Annotated in this window: 16 protein-coding genes; 9 read left to right on the top strand and 7 right to left on the bottom strand. The window is 73.0% G+C overall.

Going from position 1 to position 15,461, the window contains the following annotated elements:
* The first annotated feature begins 335 nt into the window (after positions 1 to 335).
* Positions 336 to 542, top strand: a complete 207-nt coding sequence (locus AMYTH_RS0106295) for a hypothetical protein (RefSeq protein ID WP_027929575.1) — start codon at positions 336 to 338, stop codon at positions 540 to 542.
* A gap of 165 nt (positions 543 to 707) precedes the next feature.
* Here AMYTH_RS0106295 and AMYTH_RS0106290 read toward each other — a convergent pair whose 3' ends face one another.
* On the bottom strand, positions 708 to 1,706 hold the full coding sequence (locus tag AMYTH_RS0106290) for an SDR family oxidoreductase (RefSeq protein WP_027929574.1): 999 nt from the start codon (positions 1,704 to 1,706) through the stop codon (positions 708 to 710).
* A gap of 101 nt (positions 1,707 to 1,807) precedes the next feature.
* Here AMYTH_RS0106290 and AMYTH_RS44170 point away from each other — a divergent pair, with 101 nt between their 5' ends.
* Positions 1,808 to 2,455, top strand: a complete 648-nt coding sequence (locus tag AMYTH_RS44170; RefSeq protein WP_051362576.1) for a hypothetical protein — start codon at positions 1,808 to 1,810, stop codon at positions 2,453 to 2,455.
* 1 nt (position 2,456) lies between these two features.
* Here AMYTH_RS44170 and AMYTH_RS0106280 read toward each other — a convergent pair whose 3' ends face one another.
* On the bottom strand, positions 2,457 to 3,335 hold the full coding sequence (locus tag AMYTH_RS0106280) for a LysR family transcriptional regulator (RefSeq protein ID WP_027929573.1): 879 nt from the start codon (positions 3,333 to 3,335) through the stop codon (positions 2,457 to 2,459).
* Between the two features lie 83 nt (positions 3,336 to 3,418).
* On the opposite strand from AMYTH_RS0106280, the gene AMYTH_RS0106275 reads away from it, so the two are divergent.
* Complete coding sequence (locus AMYTH_RS0106275; RefSeq protein WP_027929572.1) at positions 3,419 to 4,123, top strand: type 1 glutamine amidotransferase domain-containing protein; 705 nt, start codon at positions 3,419 to 3,421, stop codon at positions 4,121 to 4,123.
* Positions 4,124 to 4,198: 75 nt separating this feature from the next.
* Entirely contained in the window at positions 4,199 to 4,681 is a 483-nt protein-coding gene (locus AMYTH_RS0106270; RefSeq protein ID WP_027929571.1) for a MarR family winged helix-turn-helix transcriptional regulator, read from the top strand.
* Here AMYTH_RS0106270 and AMYTH_RS0106265 read toward each other — a convergent pair.
* Positions 4,648 to 5,967, bottom strand: a complete 1,320-nt coding sequence (locus AMYTH_RS0106265) for a hypothetical protein (protein WP_027929570.1) — start codon at positions 5,965 to 5,967, stop codon at positions 4,648 to 4,650. The two genes, AMYTH_RS0106270 and AMYTH_RS0106265, sit on opposite strands and share 34 nt — an antisense overlap.
* Entirely contained in the window at positions 5,964 to 7,250 is a 1,287-nt protein-coding gene (locus tag AMYTH_RS0106260; protein ID WP_027929569.1) for an MFS transporter, read from the bottom strand. Before AMYTH_RS0106260 ends, AMYTH_RS0106265 begins: the two co-directional genes overlap by 4 nt.
* 143 nt (positions 7,251 to 7,393) lie before the next feature.
* On the opposite strand from AMYTH_RS0106260, the gene AMYTH_RS0106255 reads away from it, so the two are divergent.
* The 3 genes from AMYTH_RS0106255 to AMYTH_RS0106245 are packed head-to-tail and all read left to right on the top strand — an operon-like array spanning position 7,394 to position 9,252.
* Complete coding sequence (locus tag AMYTH_RS0106255; RefSeq protein WP_027929568.1) at positions 7,394 to 8,209, top strand: mycofactocin-coupled SDR family oxidoreductase; 816 nt, start codon at positions 7,394 to 7,396, stop codon at positions 8,207 to 8,209.
* A 5-nt stretch (positions 8,210 to 8,214) separates the two neighbouring features.
* Positions 8,215 to 8,766, top strand: coding sequence for a TetR/AcrR family transcriptional regulator (locus AMYTH_RS0106250; RefSeq protein ID WP_027929567.1), 552 nt, complete (start codon positions 8,215 to 8,217; stop codon positions 8,764 to 8,766).
* Positions 8,767 to 8,811: 45 nt separating this feature from the next.
* Positions 8,812 to 9,252: a VOC family protein gene (locus AMYTH_RS0106245; RefSeq protein ID WP_228684596.1), complete on the top strand. Its 441-nt coding sequence runs from the start codon at positions 8,812 to 8,814 to the stop codon at positions 9,250 to 9,252.
* Here AMYTH_RS0106245 and AMYTH_RS0106240 read toward each other — a convergent pair.
* Genes AMYTH_RS0106240 through bioB form a run of 3 tightly spaced genes read right to left on the bottom strand, consistent with a single transcriptional unit; the run spans position 9,198 to position 12,684 of the window.
* The gene (locus tag AMYTH_RS0106240) at positions 9,198 to 10,367 is read right to left on the bottom strand and encodes an 8-amino-7-oxononanoate synthase (protein WP_027929565.1); all 1,170 of its coding nucleotides are present in this window, start codon (positions 10,365 to 10,367) and stop codon (positions 9,198 to 9,200) included. The genes AMYTH_RS0106245 and AMYTH_RS0106240 overlap by 55 nt on opposite strands.
* Positions 10,364 to 11,623 (bottom strand): adenosylmethionine--8-amino-7-oxononanoate transaminase, encoded by a 1,260-nt coding sequence (locus AMYTH_RS0106235; protein WP_027929564.1) that lies wholly within the window; start codon positions 11,621 to 11,623, stop codon positions 10,364 to 10,366. Before AMYTH_RS0106235 ends, AMYTH_RS0106240 begins: the two co-directional genes overlap by 4 nt.
* A complete protein-coding gene (bioB, locus tag AMYTH_RS0106230; protein ID WP_027929563.1) occupies positions 11,623 to 12,684 on the bottom strand; it encodes a biotin synthase BioB in 1,062 nt (353 codons plus the stop codon). The genes AMYTH_RS0106235 and bioB overlap by 1 nt, the downstream gene beginning before the upstream one ends.
* Before the next feature lie 112 nt (positions 12,685 to 12,796).
* Between bioB and AMYTH_RS0106225 the strand changes: the two genes are divergently transcribed.
* Positions 12,797 to 13,351 carry a TetR family transcriptional regulator gene (locus AMYTH_RS0106225; RefSeq protein ID WP_027929562.1) on the top strand — a complete coding sequence of 185 codons (555 nt, stop codon included), beginning with the start codon at positions 12,797 to 12,799 and terminating at the stop codon, positions 13,349 to 13,351.
* A 101-nt stretch (positions 13,352 to 13,452) separates the two neighbouring features.
* Positions 13,453 to 15,435: an APC family permease gene (locus AMYTH_RS0106220; protein ID WP_027929561.1), complete on the top strand. Its 1,983-nt coding sequence runs from the start codon at positions 13,453 to 13,455 to the stop codon at positions 15,433 to 15,435.
* Positions 15,436 to 15,461 lie beyond the last annotated feature (26 nt).

The following is a 15,461-nucleotide window of genomic DNA, read 5'->3' as shown; positions in this document are numbered from 1 at the left end:
CACGCTACCCCGGATGGCGGAACCTGATCACGCCGGAATGCGCACGGTGACCGTTTCGAGTCCGTTCGGTGCCCGTTCCGAAGTAGAACACCGGTAAACGCGAGTGTGTTTCAACCACGGTGTAGAGCAGTGGTGGGTGATTCTTTGACTGAACGCCGTGAAACGACTTCCACCGGTGCCGCCCTGGTACCACCGCCGGAACGCCGTCATCGCAGTCTGCGTCTACGCGACACTGGCGGCCGTGATCGTCGGGCCGTCGATCCTGGTGACCGGTTGGGACGGTCTGCTCAACGCGGCGGTACTTGCGCTGCTGAGCGGCGGGTCAACGTTTTCGGGTGCGGCGCAGCGAACTGCTCACCGACCTCACCACGCCCAAGCTCCTGGAGGACGGCTCGATCGCCTTCGGCGACCCGCGCGACCAGGAGAACCCCGGGCACCGCGCCAGCGGCCTGCTCGTCCCGCCGCTGGTGCTGCACAAGGTGCCCGACGCCGAGCACGTCCTCGACCTCATCCGCCAGGCACAGCGGGACGCCCGGGGCTAGGACGCACGACGAACCCGCCCGATCCGTCGACCTCCACTTCGTACAGTTCGTGTCGCGAACAGGCCCATCTCCGGCACGCGACGGGCGCGGAGAGCATTGCGCCGAAGGATCGCGGTCCGGCGGGAACCAAGAACGTCGTCTTGCCGGCCGGCACGGCGAGCCGGGTCAGCGCGGCGCCTCCCGGCGGTGCAGCGCCGACACCGCGGCCGTCAGCAGCTCCCCCGGTCGCGGCAGGCGCCCGACCGCCCGGCTGAACGCGCTGCCCCGGAAGACCCGTCCGGGCTCGCTGCCGTGCACGCTCCCGGTCTCCGCCACCGGACTGTCCACATTGTCCACGCCGTTGTCCGGTCGCTCGTTGCGGAACGCCCGGGCTCCCAGCCGCCGCACCGAGAGGACCGCGTCGGTGAACGCGGGTGACAGCCGCTGGCCCAGGAAGAACGCCAGCGCCGCCCCGCCGACCGGGATCTCCCGCCGCGGGTGCTCCGCGGCGAACACGACACTGTCGGCCACGCTTTCCGGCGCGTACACCGGCGGCGGCGGCTTCGGCAGGGCGCCCATCTTGCTGCGCGAATGCTCGAAGAACGGGGTGTCGACCCCAGCGGGCAGGATCGTGGACACCGCGATCGGGTCGCCGCGCTGGGCCAGTTCCATCCGCAGGCAGTCGTAGAACCCGCGCAGCGCGAACTTGCTCGCCGTGTACGGCGCGTGCAGCGGCACCGCGCGGACGCCCTCCACCGAGGCGATCCCGACGACGACCCCGCCACCGGCCCGCCGCAACGCGGGCAGCGCCGCTTTCGCGCCGTGCACGTGGCCCAGGAAGTTCACCCGCATCACGCGCTCGAACTCCGCGTCGCTGGTCTCCTCGACGTACCCGAACACGGCCACCGCCGCGGCGTTCACCCAGGTGTCGATCCGCCCGAACTCGCGCTCGGCCTCGTCGGCCAGCCGCCGGACCGCGGCCGGGTCGGCGACCTCGGCCGACACCGCCATGGCCTGGCCACCGCCGTCGCGGATCCCCCGCACCAGCGACTCCAGCGCCTCCGCACCGCGCGCCGCGCACACCACCCGCGCGCCCCGCGCCGCGAAGGCGAGCGCGCTCGCCCGCCCGATCCCGCTGGAGGCCCCCGCGATGACGACCACCTGCTCGGACACCGGTTTCGGCATGGCTTCTCCTTCCGTCCCCGGGGCGGTACCCGCTCGGCCGGGGCGGCAACCGAACGCCACCGGCGCGCGTCGAAGCCGTGACGGCGACGAGGAGGACCGGCATGACGACGAGCACGCGGAGCCGCTGGACCGGCTGGTGGTACCTGCCGGTGACGATCCTGTCGCTCGGCCTCCTGGCGTGGGTGCCGTTCGTGCACGCCGCCGTGCGGTTGCGCCGGCCGCGGATCCACCTGTGGGCCGTCCTGTACTTCGCGCTGATGGTGTTCGTGCTGGTCGTCCTGCCGCCCTACACGGAGACACCGACCCCGGCCGAGGACACCCGCGCGAACATCGGTGTCGCGGTGATCCTGGCGGTCGCCGGCGTGGCTTCGGTGCAGCAGTTCTTCCTGCGGCGCACCCGCACGGCACCCCCTCCCGCGGAGGACCCGGCGGTGGCCCGGGTGAAGGCGGCCCGCGAACGCCGCGGGCAGGCCCGCGAGCTCGCGGCGAACGATCCGGCGATGGCGCGCGAGCTGCGCATCGGACGGCCCGACCTGCCCCGCGACTACGACGACGGCGGCCTGGTCGACCTCAACGCCGCCCCGGCCTCGGCGATCGCCCAGACCTGCGCCGTCGACCCCGCGGTCGCGCAGCAGATCGTTGACGCCCGCGCCGGCGCCCGCTTCTCGGCCGTCGACGACGTCTTCGCCCTCACCGAGCTGCCGCTGGACACGTGGGACGCGATCCGGGAACGGGGCATCGTCATCTGAGCTACCAGGTGCGCGCCTCGCGAAGGAGGAGGTCCCGCACGCGCTCGACCGCGGGATTCACCTCGGCGCCGGGCCGCTGCGCCAGGAACACCGTGTTGAACGGCGCCTCCTCCAGCTCGTGCAGCTGGACGAGGGCGCCGGCCGCGAGCTCGGCGGCACACAGGTACCGCGGCAACACGCTGTACCCGGCGCCGGCGGCCACCGCGGCCACCACCCCGCGCAGGTCGGGCATGGTCACCGCCGCCTCGGCGGTCAGCCGCTTGCCGAACACGTCCCGCCAGTACCGGCGCGCGATCGGCAGGTCCTCGGCGTAGGTCACCAGCGGCAGGCCCGCCACCGCGCCGCACGGGTCGTCACCGGCCCGCGCGGCCCACGACGGCGCGGCGACGAGCACGTAGTCCTCGTCCATCAGCGGGTACGCCACCAGCGCACGGCCGCGGGGACGTCGGGTCGAGATCACCAGGTCGTGGTGCCCGGCGCGCAACTGCTCCAGCAGCGGATCGGTCAGCCCGGTCGCCACCCGCAGCCGCACGCCCCCGGCGACCAGCGGCGCGAGCGCGGGCATCACACGGACACAGAGCAGCTCGGCCGGGCCGGCCAGGTACACCGGCTCCGGCGGTCCGGAGTGGACGGCGGCCGTCGTGGCGACGGCGGCCAGCGCGTCGACCGGCCCCGCGACCCGGCCCGCCAGCTCGTGCGCCAGATGGGTGGGTTCGGCGCCGCGCGGGAGGCGGGTGAACAAGGCGCGGCCCAGCTGCTGCTCGAGGGTGCGCACCTGCGCGGTCACCGTCGGCTGGGACAGGCCCAGCAGGGGCGCGGCCGCGGTGAACGAGCCCGACCGGTAGACGGCGAGGAAGGTGCGCAGCAGGTTCAGGTCCACACCGGCCAAGGTATCGGAAAACCGATCGCATCGATTGCCCTTTCTATTCGATTTCCGATGGCTTCCCGCTTACCGTCGCAGGCATGGCGAACATTCTTTTCGTGATGACCGGCGCCGACCGCTGGACACTGGCGGACGGCACCCAGCACCCGACGGGCTTCTGGGCCGAGGAGGCCGTGGTCCCGTTCGAGGCCTTCACCGCTGCCGGGCACCAGGTCACCGTGGCCACGCCCGGCGGTGTGGTGCCGCCAGTCGACGAGGCCAGCCTGAGCCCGGAGGCCACCGGTGGCGCCGAGACCGCCGCCCACCTGCGCGAGGCGGCCGCCTCCGCCTTCGCCGACCCGGTCGCGCTGGCCGACGTCGATCTGGACGGGTTCGACGCGGTGTACGTGCCCGGCGGGCACGGCCCGATGGAGGACCTCGCCGCCGACGCCGACTCCGGTCGGCTCCTCGCCCGCGCCCTGCGGGAGGGCAAGCCGCTCGGCGTGGTCTGCCACGGGCCGGCCGCACTGCTGGCCGCCACCACCGACGAGGGCGGCAACGCCTTCGCCGGGTACCGGATCACGGCGTTCAGCAACGCCGAGGAGGAGCTGGCCGGCAACGCCGCCAAGGCGCGCTGGCTGCTGCAGGACCGGCTCACGGAGGCGGGCCTGAAGGTGGAGACGGGTGAGCCGTTCGCGCCGCACGTGGCGACCGACCGCACCGTGGTGACCGGGCAGAACCCCGCCTCGTCCGCACCGCTCGCCGCGGAACTGCTGAAGCTGCTGCCTGCCGGGCGCGCGTCCTGACGCAGGAGCCGATGCGCACCAGCCACCAGGCCGGCTGGTGCGCGCGGAGTCCACAGCGGACCGTGGCAGCATGGGGTGGTGACCGAATCCCGCGCCGAGGACGCCCCGCTGACCCTCTACCTGGTCAAGCGGCTGGAGCTGGTGATCCGCTCGCTGATGGACGACGCGCTGCGCCCGTTCGGGCTGACCACCCTGCAGTACACCGCGCTGACCGCGTTGCGGCACCGCAACGGGCTGTCGTCCGCGCAGCTCGCGCGCCGCTCGTTCGTCCGGCCCCAGACCATGCACACCATGGTGCTCACGCTGGAGAAGTACGGGCTCATCGAGCGCGCGGAGGACCCGGCCAACCGCCGGGTCCTGCTCGCCACCCTCACCGAGCGCGGCAAGCAGGTCCTCGACGAGTGCACGCCGCTGGTCCGGGAGCTCGAGGACAGGATGCTGTCCGGCATGGACGACGACCGCCGCGCCGGGTTCCGCCGCGACCTGGAGGACGGCTACGGCATTCTCGCCTCGCACGCCAACGCTCAGCGCGCGTTGACGAACGGCGGCGGCGAGTAACGCGCGAACGCCGCGTCCCCGATCGTCGAAGCCACCTCCTGCAGCCGTTCCGGCCGCGCCGCGTCGGACCACGCGCCGGTGCGGATGCGCTGCTGCACCGCGAACAGCCCGGCGAGGTACTCGGCCGGGGTGAACGCACAGTGCCCCACCCGCTGCACATACGCCTGCCGCAACAGGGCGCTCTCCCCCGCGCGGGCCACGCGCAGCGCGTAGTCCCGCTGGTACTCCACCGGCGCGAGCTGGTCGGCGATCGTGTGCAGGGTCAGCTCCGGCACCCGCAACTCCCCCGTCGGCGTCGACGTGCGCCGCATCCAGGCCAGCGCCCCGGCGTCCGGGGCGATGTCCGCGGCGCGGGTGAGCGCGTCCAGGTCGGCGTGCAGGTCCAAGCCCGCCGCCCGATAGAGCGCGGCGACCTGCGGCAGCTGCGCCGACCGGTGCACCAGCCGCGCGTAGTCCACGCCGGTGTTCCAGCCGCTGTCGCCGCCGGCCACCGAGACGATGCTGACGCGCGACGGGATCACGAACGGCAGCGTCTGCGACAGCCACGTGTACTGGGCCTGTTGCTGCTGGGCGAAGTCCGTGGGCGGCCGCGGCCCCGTGGCCCACGTCGGCATGTTCATCAGCGACGCCGCGAGCGCGATCCGCGCGCGGCCGCCCGGGGTGGCCTGCGCCTGCCGCACCGCGGTGGTGAGGGCGGTGACGGTGGCGGCCGCCTGCGCCGGCGTGGTGAACCCGGTGAGCTGGAGGTCCTGCCCGGGCAGCAGCAGCTCGGCCAGGGCGTGCATGCCGTCGAGCTGGTAGTTGTTCAGGTTGACCCCGCCGCCGACGAGACCGCACGTGGTCAGCACCCCGTCGACGCGACCGCCCTCGGCGAGCAGCGCCGACACCAGGCCGCCCATCGACTGCCCCAGCGCGACCACCTCGCGCGCCGCCCCGATGCGTTCCTCGACCGCGGCGAGCGTGCCGAGCTGGTCGGCCACCGCCGTGTCGAGCGCCCAGCCCGCGTGGGCGTAGGACGATCCGGCGAGCGCGTAGCCGCGGTCCAGCAGCGCCTGCGCGGTCGCCGCGTCGGGCGCGTCGGCGGGCGGGTTCTCCGGGCCGGGGCGGAAACCGTGGCTGAACAACACGAGCGTGCCGTTCCAGCGGGCGGGCACGTCGGCGATCCAGGTGGCGCCGTTCGGCAGCGTCCCGGTGAGCCGGGTCGCGGCGCTCGCCGGCGCCGCGGGCAGGACGACGGCCAGCGCCAGCGCGAGCAGCAGGACCCCGAGACGGCGGGTCAAGGTCACGCCTCACCCCGCGGGGTCAGTGCGACGGCGACCAGCGCCAGCAGGGCCATCCCGGCCAGGTACACGCCCACCAGCAGCGAACTGCCGGAGGCGGTGAAGATCGCGGTCGCCACCACCGGCGCGAGGCCGCCGCCGACCACGTTGCCCAGCTGGTAGCCCAGCGACACGCCGCTGTAGCGGATGCGGGTCGGGAACTGGTCGGACAGCAGCGCGGGCAGCGGCCCGTACTGGGCGGACACGGTGATCACCGTGACCACGCACGCCACCAGAGCCAGCACGAACACGCCGGTGTCGAACACGAGGAAGAACAGCAGCGCCGCGACGGCCTGCGCGATCGCGCCCGCGGCGATCACCTTGCGGCGGCCGAAGCGGTCGGCCAGCCCGGACAGCCCGTAGATCGCGCCGAGCTGCACCACGCTGGTGAGGATCACGACGATCAGCAGCTCATTGCGCGAGTAGCCGACTTCGGCGGTGCCGTAGGACAGGATGTAGGTGAGGATGATGTAGCCCATCGCGGTCGACGCGCCGGTCACGAACACCGCGCGCAGCACGGCCAGCGGGTGGTCGCGCAGCACCTCCAGCAGCGGCACGCGCGCCGGGCGGTGCCGCGCCGCCTCCTCGAACAGCGGGCTCTCGGTGAGGCGGCGCCGGATCACCAGACCGAAGATCACCAGCACGAAGCTGATCAGGAAACCCAGCCGCCAGCCCCACTCGACGAACGCCTCGCGCGTGGAGGTCGAGGCCACCAGCAGCACCAGGTTCGCGACGATCGCGCCCGCCGGGACGCCGAGCTGCGGCGCGGCGCCGTAGAGCCCCCGACGGGACGGCGGTGCGTGCTCGACGGCCATCAGCGCCGCGCCACCCCACTCGGCGCCGACGCCGACGCCCTGCGCCAGCCGCAAGACCACGAGCAGGATCGGCGCGGCCACGCCGATCTGGGCGTAGGTGGGCAGCAGCCCGACCAGCACGGTGGCCATGCCCATGATCAGCAGCGAGATCACCAGCATCCGCTTCCGGCCGATCCGGTCGCCGAAGTGGCCCGCCACGATCCCGCCGACCGGGCGCGCCAGGAACCCGACCGCGAACGTGGTCAGCGACGCGAGCTGGCTGACCGCGGGGTTGCTGGAGGGGAAGAACTGCGGCCCGAAGACGAGCGCGGCGGCCGCGCCGTAGAGGAAGAAGTCGTACCACTCGATGGCGGTGCCCACGAAACTCGCGACGGCGACCCGCCGGGCTTCGCGGGTGCCCGAGGCCTGCACGGAGACGGCTGGCTGGTGCGTCATCGAACCACCAATCATCAGAGACCCTGATATGGAGAGGAAGGATGGCATCGGGGCACGAACCCGTCAAGACTCTTGACTGAGTACTCACTCAGGGGCAGTGTCGGCGGAGACCCGCGACGGCGCGGGAGACGAGGAGACTCACCATGGCGGGACGGGTTGCGGGCAAGGTCGCGTTGATCACCGGCGCGGCACGGGGTCAGGGCCGGGCGGACGCGGTGCGGCTGGCGCAGGAGGGCGCCGACGTGATCGTGGTGGACATCGCCGCCACGCTGCCCAGCGTCACCTACGCCTCCCCCACGCCCGCCGACCTGGACGAAACCGTGAGCCTGGTGGAGAAGACCGGGCGGCGGGCGGTCCGGGTGCAGGCGGACGTGCGGGACCTGGCGGCGCTGCGGGCGGGCGTGGACGCGGGCGTCGCGGAGCTGGGCGGGCTCGACATCGTGGTCGCCAACGCCGGGATCTGCGTGCCCGCGCCGTGGGACGACGTCACCGAGGAGATCTTCGACGACACGATCGGCGTGAACGTGCGCGGCGTGTGGAACACGGTGATGGCGGGCGCGCCGCACCTGATCCAGCGGGGCGGCGGGTCGATCATCCTGATCAGCTCGGCGGCCGGAATGAAGGTCCAGCCGTTCCTGGTGCCGTACACGACGAGCAAGTGGGCGGTGCGCGGCATGGCGAAGGCCTTCGCGACCGAGCTGGCGCGGCACGACATCCGGGTCAACAGCGTCCACCCGACGGGCGTGAACACCGGGATGACCGGCGAGGGCCTGCAGGCCGCGTTCGCCAAGGGGTTCGAGCGCGACCCGAAGCTCGCCGGGATGCTGACGAACCTGCTGCCGGTGGCGATCACCGAACCCGAGGACGTCGCCGACATGGTGCTGTTCCTCGCCTCGGACGAGTCGAAGTACGTCACCGCGCACGAGCTCGCCCCGGACGCGGGGGTGACCGAGTTCTGACCGCCGTGGACGAACCCGCCGGCTCCGGCCGCGACCGGATCCTGGCCGCGGCGGAGGAGCTGTTCGCCGAGCGCGGGTACGCCCGCACGTCGACCGCGCGGCTGGCGACCGCGGCCGGGGTGCCGCAGGGACTGATCTTCTACCACTTCGGCACGAAGGAAGGCCTGCTGCTGGCGCTGATCCGGGAGCGGTCGACGCGCACGCTCGCGGACCTGGTGCCGGCCACCGTCCCGCCCGACGCGCACGCCGCGGTGGCCGAGCTGTGGCGGCGGCTGGCGCGGCACCTCGGCGAGCAGACGCCGATGCACCGGATCGTGTTCCGGGAGAGCGAGCACCACCCCGAGCTGCAGGACCGCGCCCGCGAAATCCACGACTCCATCGTCACCGCGGTGAGCGCCTACCTGGCACGGGTGACCGGGGACGCCAGGCCGGCGCCCCGCCACCAGGCCGCCGCGCGGATGCTGGTGGCGACCTCGTCGGCGGCCTCGGTGACCCCGGGGGCACCACCCCTGGCCGCGAAGGTGGTGGCGGACCTGCTGCTGAACGGGCTCGGCTGAGCTTCAGCTCGCGTAGGGCGGCGGGACGGCGGGACAGTAGTCACCATGACCGACAACACACTGCGGCGGATGGACAACATCGCCATCGTCGTCGACGACCTCGCCGTCGCCAAGGCGTTCTTCACCGAACTCGGCATGGAGCTGGAAGGCGAGGCGACGCTGGAAGGCGGCCTGGTGGACCGCCTCATCCGGCTCGACGGCGTCCGGACGGACATCGCGATGATGCGGACCCCCGACGGCCACGGACGGGTCGAGCTGACCAAGTACCACTCGCCGGCCAGCCCGGACGGCGCCCAGCCCGTGCACGCGCTGGGCGCGCACCGCATCATGTTCGCGGTCCACGACATCGACGACGTGCTCGACCGCCTCCGGGCGCACGGCGCGGAACCCGTCGGCGAAGTGGTGCAGTACAGGGACAGCTACCGGCTCTGCTACGTCCGCGGTCCCGCCGGGATCTTCGTCGCGCTCGCCGAGGAACTCGACTGAGCGGCGACCCGCGCCAGCACGTCGACCGCGCGCGCCCAGCGTTCCTCGTCCAGCCCGGCGTGCGCCGTGACCCGCAGGCGGGAGATCCCGTCGGGCACGGACGGCGGCCGGAAACAACCCACCCGCACCCCCGCCGCGAGAGCCTCGGCCTGGGCGGCGACCGCGACGTGCGGCGAGGGCATCGGCACCGACAGCACCGCGCCCGCCGAGCGCGGCACGTGGAGCCGCTCGGCCAGTGCCGCGCCGCGCTCGTGGATCCGGGCCGGCAGGTCCGGCCCGGCGCGCAACGTGCGCAACGCCGCCAGAGCCCCGGCGGTGGGCGCGGGCGCCAGCCCGGTGTCAAAGATGAACGGGCGCGCCCGGTTGACCAGGTGGTCGATCAGCGCGGCCGAACCGAGGACCGCGCCACCCATCGCGCCCAGCGACTTGGACAGCGTCGCGGTCATCACCACGTGCGAGTGACCGGACAGGCCGAGGCCGTGCAGCAGACCCCGCCCACCGTCACCGGCCACGCCGAGCCCGTGCGCCTCGTCCACGACGAGCAGCGCGTCGTGCTCGGCGCACACCCCGGCCAGCTCGGCGAGCGGCGCGGCGTCGCCGAGGACCGAGAAGACCGACTCGGTCAGCACGAGCGCCCGCCGTCCACCGGCGGCCGCCAGCGCGGCCCGGACGGCGGCGACGTCGTTGTGCGGGACCACCCGGACGGCGGCGCGGGACAGGCGTGCGGCGTCGATCAGCGACGCGTGGACGTGGGCGTCCGAGACGATCACCGCGTCCCGGTCCGCCAGCGCGGTCACCGCGGACAGGTTGGCGTGGTAGCCGGTGGAGAACACCAGCGCCGCCTCGCGGCCGGTGAACTCGGCCAGTTCCCGCTCCAGCTCGGCATGCAGGGTGGTGGTGCCGGTCACCAGCCGGGACGCGCCGGCGCCTGCGCCCCAGACGAGCGCGGCTTCGGCCGCCGCGCGGCGGACGCCGGGGTCACCGCTCAGCCCGAGGTAGTCGTTGCTGGCCAGGTCGATGAGGTCATCGCCGGCCGCCCGCGGGCGCAGGATGCGCTGCAGGCCCGCGGCCTCGCGCGCGGCGCGCTGCGTGGCGAACCACTCCGCCCAGCTCATGCGACCGCCGCCGCGGCCGCGATGCCACGGCAGATCGTGGCGATGTCGTCGTCGGTGCACACGTACGGCGGCATGGTGTAGATCAGGTCGCGGAACGGCCGCAGCCACACGCCCTCCGCCAGCGCCGCCTCGGTCGCCTTGGCCACGTCGACCGGGTGGTCGAGCTGGACCACGCCGACCGCGCCGAGCACGCGCACGTCGGCGGCCTCGATCCGGTGCAGCGCCTGCAGTCCCGCGTTGATCCGGCGCACATCGGCCGCCCAGTCCACACTGGACAGCAGGTCGAGGCCGGCGGTGGCGATCGCGCAGGCCAGCGGGTTGGCCATGAACGTGGGCCCGTGCATGAGCACGCCGGAGTCGCTGGCCGACAGTCCCCTGGCGACCTCGGTGGTGCACAGGGTGGCGGCCAGCGACAGGTAACCGCCGGTGAGGGCCTTGCCGACGCACATCACGTCCGGCGCCACGCCCGCGGCGTCGGCGGCGAAGAGCGTGCCGGTGCGGCCGAAGCCGGTGGCGATCTCGTCGAAGATCAGCACCAGCCCGTGCTCGTCGGCCACCTCCCGGAAGACCGGCAGGCAGCTCGCCGGGTAGGGGTGCATACCGCCGGCGCCCTGCAGCAGGGGTTCCACGATCAGCCCGGCCAGCCGGCCGGCGTGCTCGGCCGCGAGCGCGCGGAAGCCCGCCGCCCACGCGGCGACGTCCACTTCGGACCGGGGCGGGCGGTCGCCGAACACCTGCTCCGGCAGCACCCCCGACCACATCGCGTGCATGCCGCCGTCCGGGTCGCACACGCTCATGCAGTCGAAGGTGTCGCCGTGGTAGCCGCCCCGGACGGTGAGGAACCGGGTCCGCTCCGGGTGGCCGGTACCGCGCTGGTACTGCAGCGCCATCTTCATCGCCACCTCGACGCTCACCGAGCCGGAGTCGGCGAGGAACACGTGCTCCAGCCCGGCGGGGGTGAGGTCGACCAGCCGCGCCGCCAGCTCGACGGCGGGTTCGTGGGTGAGACCGCCGAACATCACGTGGGACATCTTCGCCAGCTGACGCCGCGCCGCCTCGTCGAGCACCGGGTGCCGGTAGCCGTGGATCGCCGACCACCACGACGCCATCCCGTCGACCACGTCCCCGGCGCCGTCCACGGTGATCCGGCTGCCGGACGCCCCGGTGACCAGCCACACCGGGGCCGGGTCGGTCATCGACGTGTACGGGTGCCACAGGTGCCCGCGGTCGAACGCGAGCAGTTCCGCGGGTGTCATCACGCGTTGGGGACCACGGCGGTGCCCGCGCCGCGCCGACGGATCGCCGGGTCGGCGGGTTCCCGCGCCGCACTGTCCTCTTCGGAGCCCAGCACGACGAACCCGTTGTCCCGGATCATCTCCAGGTCCGCCTCCGCGGCCTGCCCCTCGGAGGTGAGGTAGTCGCCGAGGAAGATCGAGTTGGCGACGTGCAGCGCGAGCGGCTGCAGCGAGCGCAGGTGCATCTCGCGGCCACCGGCGATGCGGATCTCCTTGTCCGGGCAGACGAACCGCGCCATGGCCAGGATCTTCAGGCACCGCGACGGGGACAGCTCCCAGGTGTCCGCGAGCGGGGTGCCGTCGAAGGGCATCAGGAAGTTGACCGGGATCGAGTCGGCGTCCAGCTCCTTGAGCGCGAACAGGGCTTCGACCAGCTGCTCGTCGGTCTCCCCCAGCCCGGCGATGAGACCCGAGCAGGGCGAGAGCCCGCCGCGCTTCGCCTTCTCCACGGTGTCCACCCGGTCGGCGTAGGTGTGGGTCTGGACGATGTTGTGGTGGTGGCTCTCGGCCGTGTTGATGTTGTGGTTGTAGGCGTCCACCCCGGCGTCTTTGAGGCGCTCGGCCTGTCCGTCGGAGAGCAGCCCGAGGCAGGCGCAGACCTCGACGTCCGGGTGCTCGACCTTCAGCGCGCCGACCATCTCGGTGACGCGGTCGATGTCCCGGTTGGACGGTCCCCGTCCGGAGGAGACCAGGCACACCCGGCCGGCGCCACCGGAGATCCCCGCGCCCGCCTGCTTCAGGGCCTCCTCCGTGGACAGCCAGGAGTACTTGAGGATGGGCGCCGCCGAGCCGAGCGCCTGGGAGCAGTAGTTGCAGTTCTCCGGGCACAGACCCGACTTCAGGTTCACCAGGTAGTTCACCTTGACGGTGTTGCCGAAATGCGCGCGGCGCAGCCTGCCCGCCGCGGCGACGACGGACAGCACCTCGGCGTCGTCGGCGCCCAGCACGGCGAGTGCGTCGCCGGGCCCGGCGGGAACCCCGGCGAGGACCGCGTCGGCGAGCTGCTCGAACCTGGAGCCCATCCACTTTCTCCTGACTCAGAGTGACTAGTTGATTACAACCTGAACGGTGTTCGGGTGAGCGGCGCTGACGGTACACTGGGCGCGCCGAACAGGTCAACGGGAGGAGTCCGGCGTGCGCTACCAGCGGCGCGATGTCGTCGAGCGCGCGATCGAGGTCCTCGACGAGTACGGCCTGGAGTCGCTCACCATGCGCAGGCTGGCCGCCGAACTCGGGCTGCAACCGAGCGCGCTGTACCACCACGTGCCGAACAAGCAGACGCTGCTGGCCGCGGTCGCCGACGAGATCCTGGCACGCGGCCGGCGTGAGCGCCGCGCCGCCGAGTGGGACCGGCGGGCGGTGGAGATCTGCGCCGAACTGCGCGATTCGATGCTGGCCTACCGGGACGGCGCCGAGGTGGTCGCCACCGCGCACACCTTCGGCCTCGGCGCGGGCGAACCGGCCGCGCAGTTGCGGGAAGCCCTGCGCGACGGCGGCCTGCCGGACGACCTCGTCGACGTCGGCACGCGCGCGCTGCTGCACCTCGTCTTCGGCCACACCGCGGACGAGCAGGCCGCGCTGCAGGCCTCCAGCGCCGGGGCGATCGACCGGGAACCCGGCGGCCCCGGCGACTTCGAGCGGGGCATCGAACTCCTCCTGGACGGCATCCGCTCCCGCGTGCGCAGCTGACCGCCCGGACGCGTCCGCGCCGCACTGGGGCGGCACTGCTCCCCGGCGGCCGATCCGGCATCCTGATCAGCGAACCGCACGAGGGATCGGGAAGGACGGCCATGGCCGAGCTGCCGGAGTTCGTGGTGCCGCAACGGGTCGACAGCCCGGTCCGGCCGACAGCGCCGTCGACCCGGCTGGGCCGGTGGCTGCTGCAGCACCGCGTCCAGCCGGTCGGCCCGGAGAGCGGCGAGCAGCACACCGAGCCGCAGGCCTGGTGGAAGGTCATGTGCCTGACCGGCGTGGACTACTTCTCCACGCTGTCCTACCTGCCGGGCATCGCCGCGCTGGCCGCCGGCGCCCTGTCGCCGCTGGCCACCCTGCTGATCGTCGCGCTGACCCTGCTGGGCATGCTGCCGATGTACCGGCGGGTGGCGAAGGAGAGCCCGCACGGCCAGGGGTCGGTCGCGATGCTGGAGGACCTGCTGCCGTTCTGGCGCGGCAAGATCTTCGTGCTGGTGCTGCTCGGGTTCGTGGCCACGTCGTGGATCATCACGATCACCCTGTCCTCGGCCGACGCCACCGTGCACGCGCTGGAGAACCCGCACGTCCCGGCCTTCCTGCACGGTCACGAGGTGCTGGTCACCGTGGTGCTGCTGCTGATCCTGGGCGGGGTGTTCCTGCTCGGGTTCTCCGAGGCCGTCGGGGTCGCGATCCCGCTGGTCGCGGTGTTCCTGCTGCTCAACGCCGTGGTCGTGGCCGCGGGTGTGGCCGAGGTGCTGACCACGCCCGCCGCGCTGGACCGCTGGGTGGACGCGCTCACCTCCGGTGGCGGCGGGATCACCGGCGTGATCGGCCCCGCGGTTCTGGCGTTCCCGCTGCTGGTGCTGGGACTGTCCGGGTTCGAGACCGGCGTGAGCATGATGCCGCTGGTCGCCGCCGACGGCGAGACCGCCGAGCAGCGGCTGGCGAACCGGATCCGCAACACCCGCAAGCTGCTCACGGTCGCCGCGCTCATCATGTCCGTGTACCTGATCGCGACCAGTTTCGTCACCACGGTGCTCATCCCGGAGGACCAGTTCGAGTCCGGCGGGGAAGCCAACGGCCGCGCCCTGGCCTACCTGGCCCACGAGCTGCTCGGGGAATGGGTCGGCACGGCCTACGACATCAGCAGCATCCTGATCCTGTGGTTCGCCGGCGCCTCGGCGATGGCCGGGCTGATCAACATCGTGCCCCGCTACCTGCCCTCCTACGGCATGGCCCCGGAGTGGACGCGCGCGGTGCGGCCGGTGGTGCTCGTCTACACCGGGATCTGCGTCCTGGTCACGATCATCTTCGGCGCCGACGTCGACGCGCAGGCCGGCGCCTACGCCACCGGCATCCTGGCGATGATGGTCTCCGCCTCGGTGGCCGTGGCCATCTCCGCGGCGCGCGCCCGCCGCCGCCCGGCCGCCACCGGGTTCACGATCCTGACCCTCATCCTGCTCTACGCCCTGGTGGAGAACGTGATCGAGAAGCCGGACGGCCTCACGATCTCCGCGTTCTTCATCCTCGGCATCATCGCGGTCTCCCTGGTCTCCCGCGTCAGCCGGACCACCGAGCTGCGCGTGGAGCACATCGAGTTCGACGAGGAAGCCCGGCGCTTCGTCACCGACTCGATCGCCCACGACGGCGCACTGACCATCATCGCCAACCGCAGGCAGGCCGGCGACATCGCCGAGTACCGGGCCAAGGAGAGCGAGCAGCGCGGCATGAACCCCGTGCCCGGCTCGGCCGACGTGCTGTTCCTGGAGATCGAGGTCGTCGACCCCTCCGACTTCAGCGACGTGCTGCATGTGCGCGGCGTCGACGTCGAAGGTTTCCGCGTCCTGCGCGCGGAAAGCCCCGCCGCGCCCAACGCCATCGCCGCGATCCTGCTGGCCCTGCGCGACACCACCGGGGTCCGGCCGCACTGCCACTTCGAGTGGAGCGAGGGCAACCCGCTGGGCCACCTGTTCCGGTACCTGATCCTCGGCCGCGGCGACACCGCACCGGTGGTGCGCGAGATCATCCGCACCAGCGAACCCGACCCGGCGCGCCGCCCCGGCATCCACGTCGGCGGCTGAGCGCGCCGCCGCGGACCGCGGGCCGG

This window comes from Amycolatopsis thermoflava N1165 (assembly GCF_000473265.1).
GTDB lineage: Bacteria > Actinomycetota > Actinomycetes > Mycobacteriales > Pseudonocardiaceae > Amycolatopsis_E > Amycolatopsis_E thermoflava.
The sequence above is the reverse complement of the archived record's forward strand: the minus strand, read 5'-3'. Positions and strand labels throughout refer to the sequence as shown.

Bases quoted from the DNA above. Each gene is read 5' to 3' on its own strand.
- AMYTH_RS0106240 (WP_027929565.1), bottom strand. From the start codon at position 10,367: ATGAGCTGGGCGGAGTGGTTCGCCACGCAGCGCGCCGCGCGCGAGGCC.
- AMYTH_RS0106220 (WP_027929561.1), top strand. From the start codon at position 13,453: ATGGCCGAGCTGCCGGAGTTCGTGGTGCCGCAACGGGTCGACAGCCCG.
- AMYTH_RS0106275 (WP_027929572.1), top strand. From the start codon at position 3,419: ATGGCGAACATTCTTTTCGTGATGACCGGCGCCGACCGCTGGACACTG.
- AMYTH_RS44170 (WP_051362576.1), top strand. From the start codon at position 1,808: ATGACGACGAGCACGCGGAGCCGCTGGACCGGCTGGTGGTACCTGCCG.
- AMYTH_RS0106260 (WP_027929569.1), bottom strand. From the start codon at position 7,250: ATGACGCACCAGCCAGCCGTCTCCGTGCAGGCCTCGGGCACCCGCGAA.
- AMYTH_RS0106255 (WP_027929568.1), top strand. From the start codon at position 7,394: ATGGCGGGACGGGTTGCGGGCAAGGTCGCGTTGATCACCGGCGCGGCA.
- AMYTH_RS0106235 (WP_027929564.1), bottom strand. From the start codon at position 11,623: ATGACACCCGCGGAACTGCTCGCGTTCGACCGCGGGCACCTGTGGCAC.
- AMYTH_RS0106245 (WP_228684596.1), top strand. From the start codon at position 8,812: ATGACCGACAACACACTGCGGCGGATGGACAACATCGCCATCGTCGTC.
- bioB (WP_027929563.1), bottom strand. From the start codon at position 12,684: ATGGGCTCCAGGTTCGAGCAGCTCGCCGACGCGGTCCTCGCCGGGGTT.
- AMYTH_RS0106290 (WP_027929574.1), bottom strand. From the start codon at position 1,706: ATGCCGAAACCGGTGTCCGAGCAGGTGGTCGTCATCGCGGGGGCCTCC.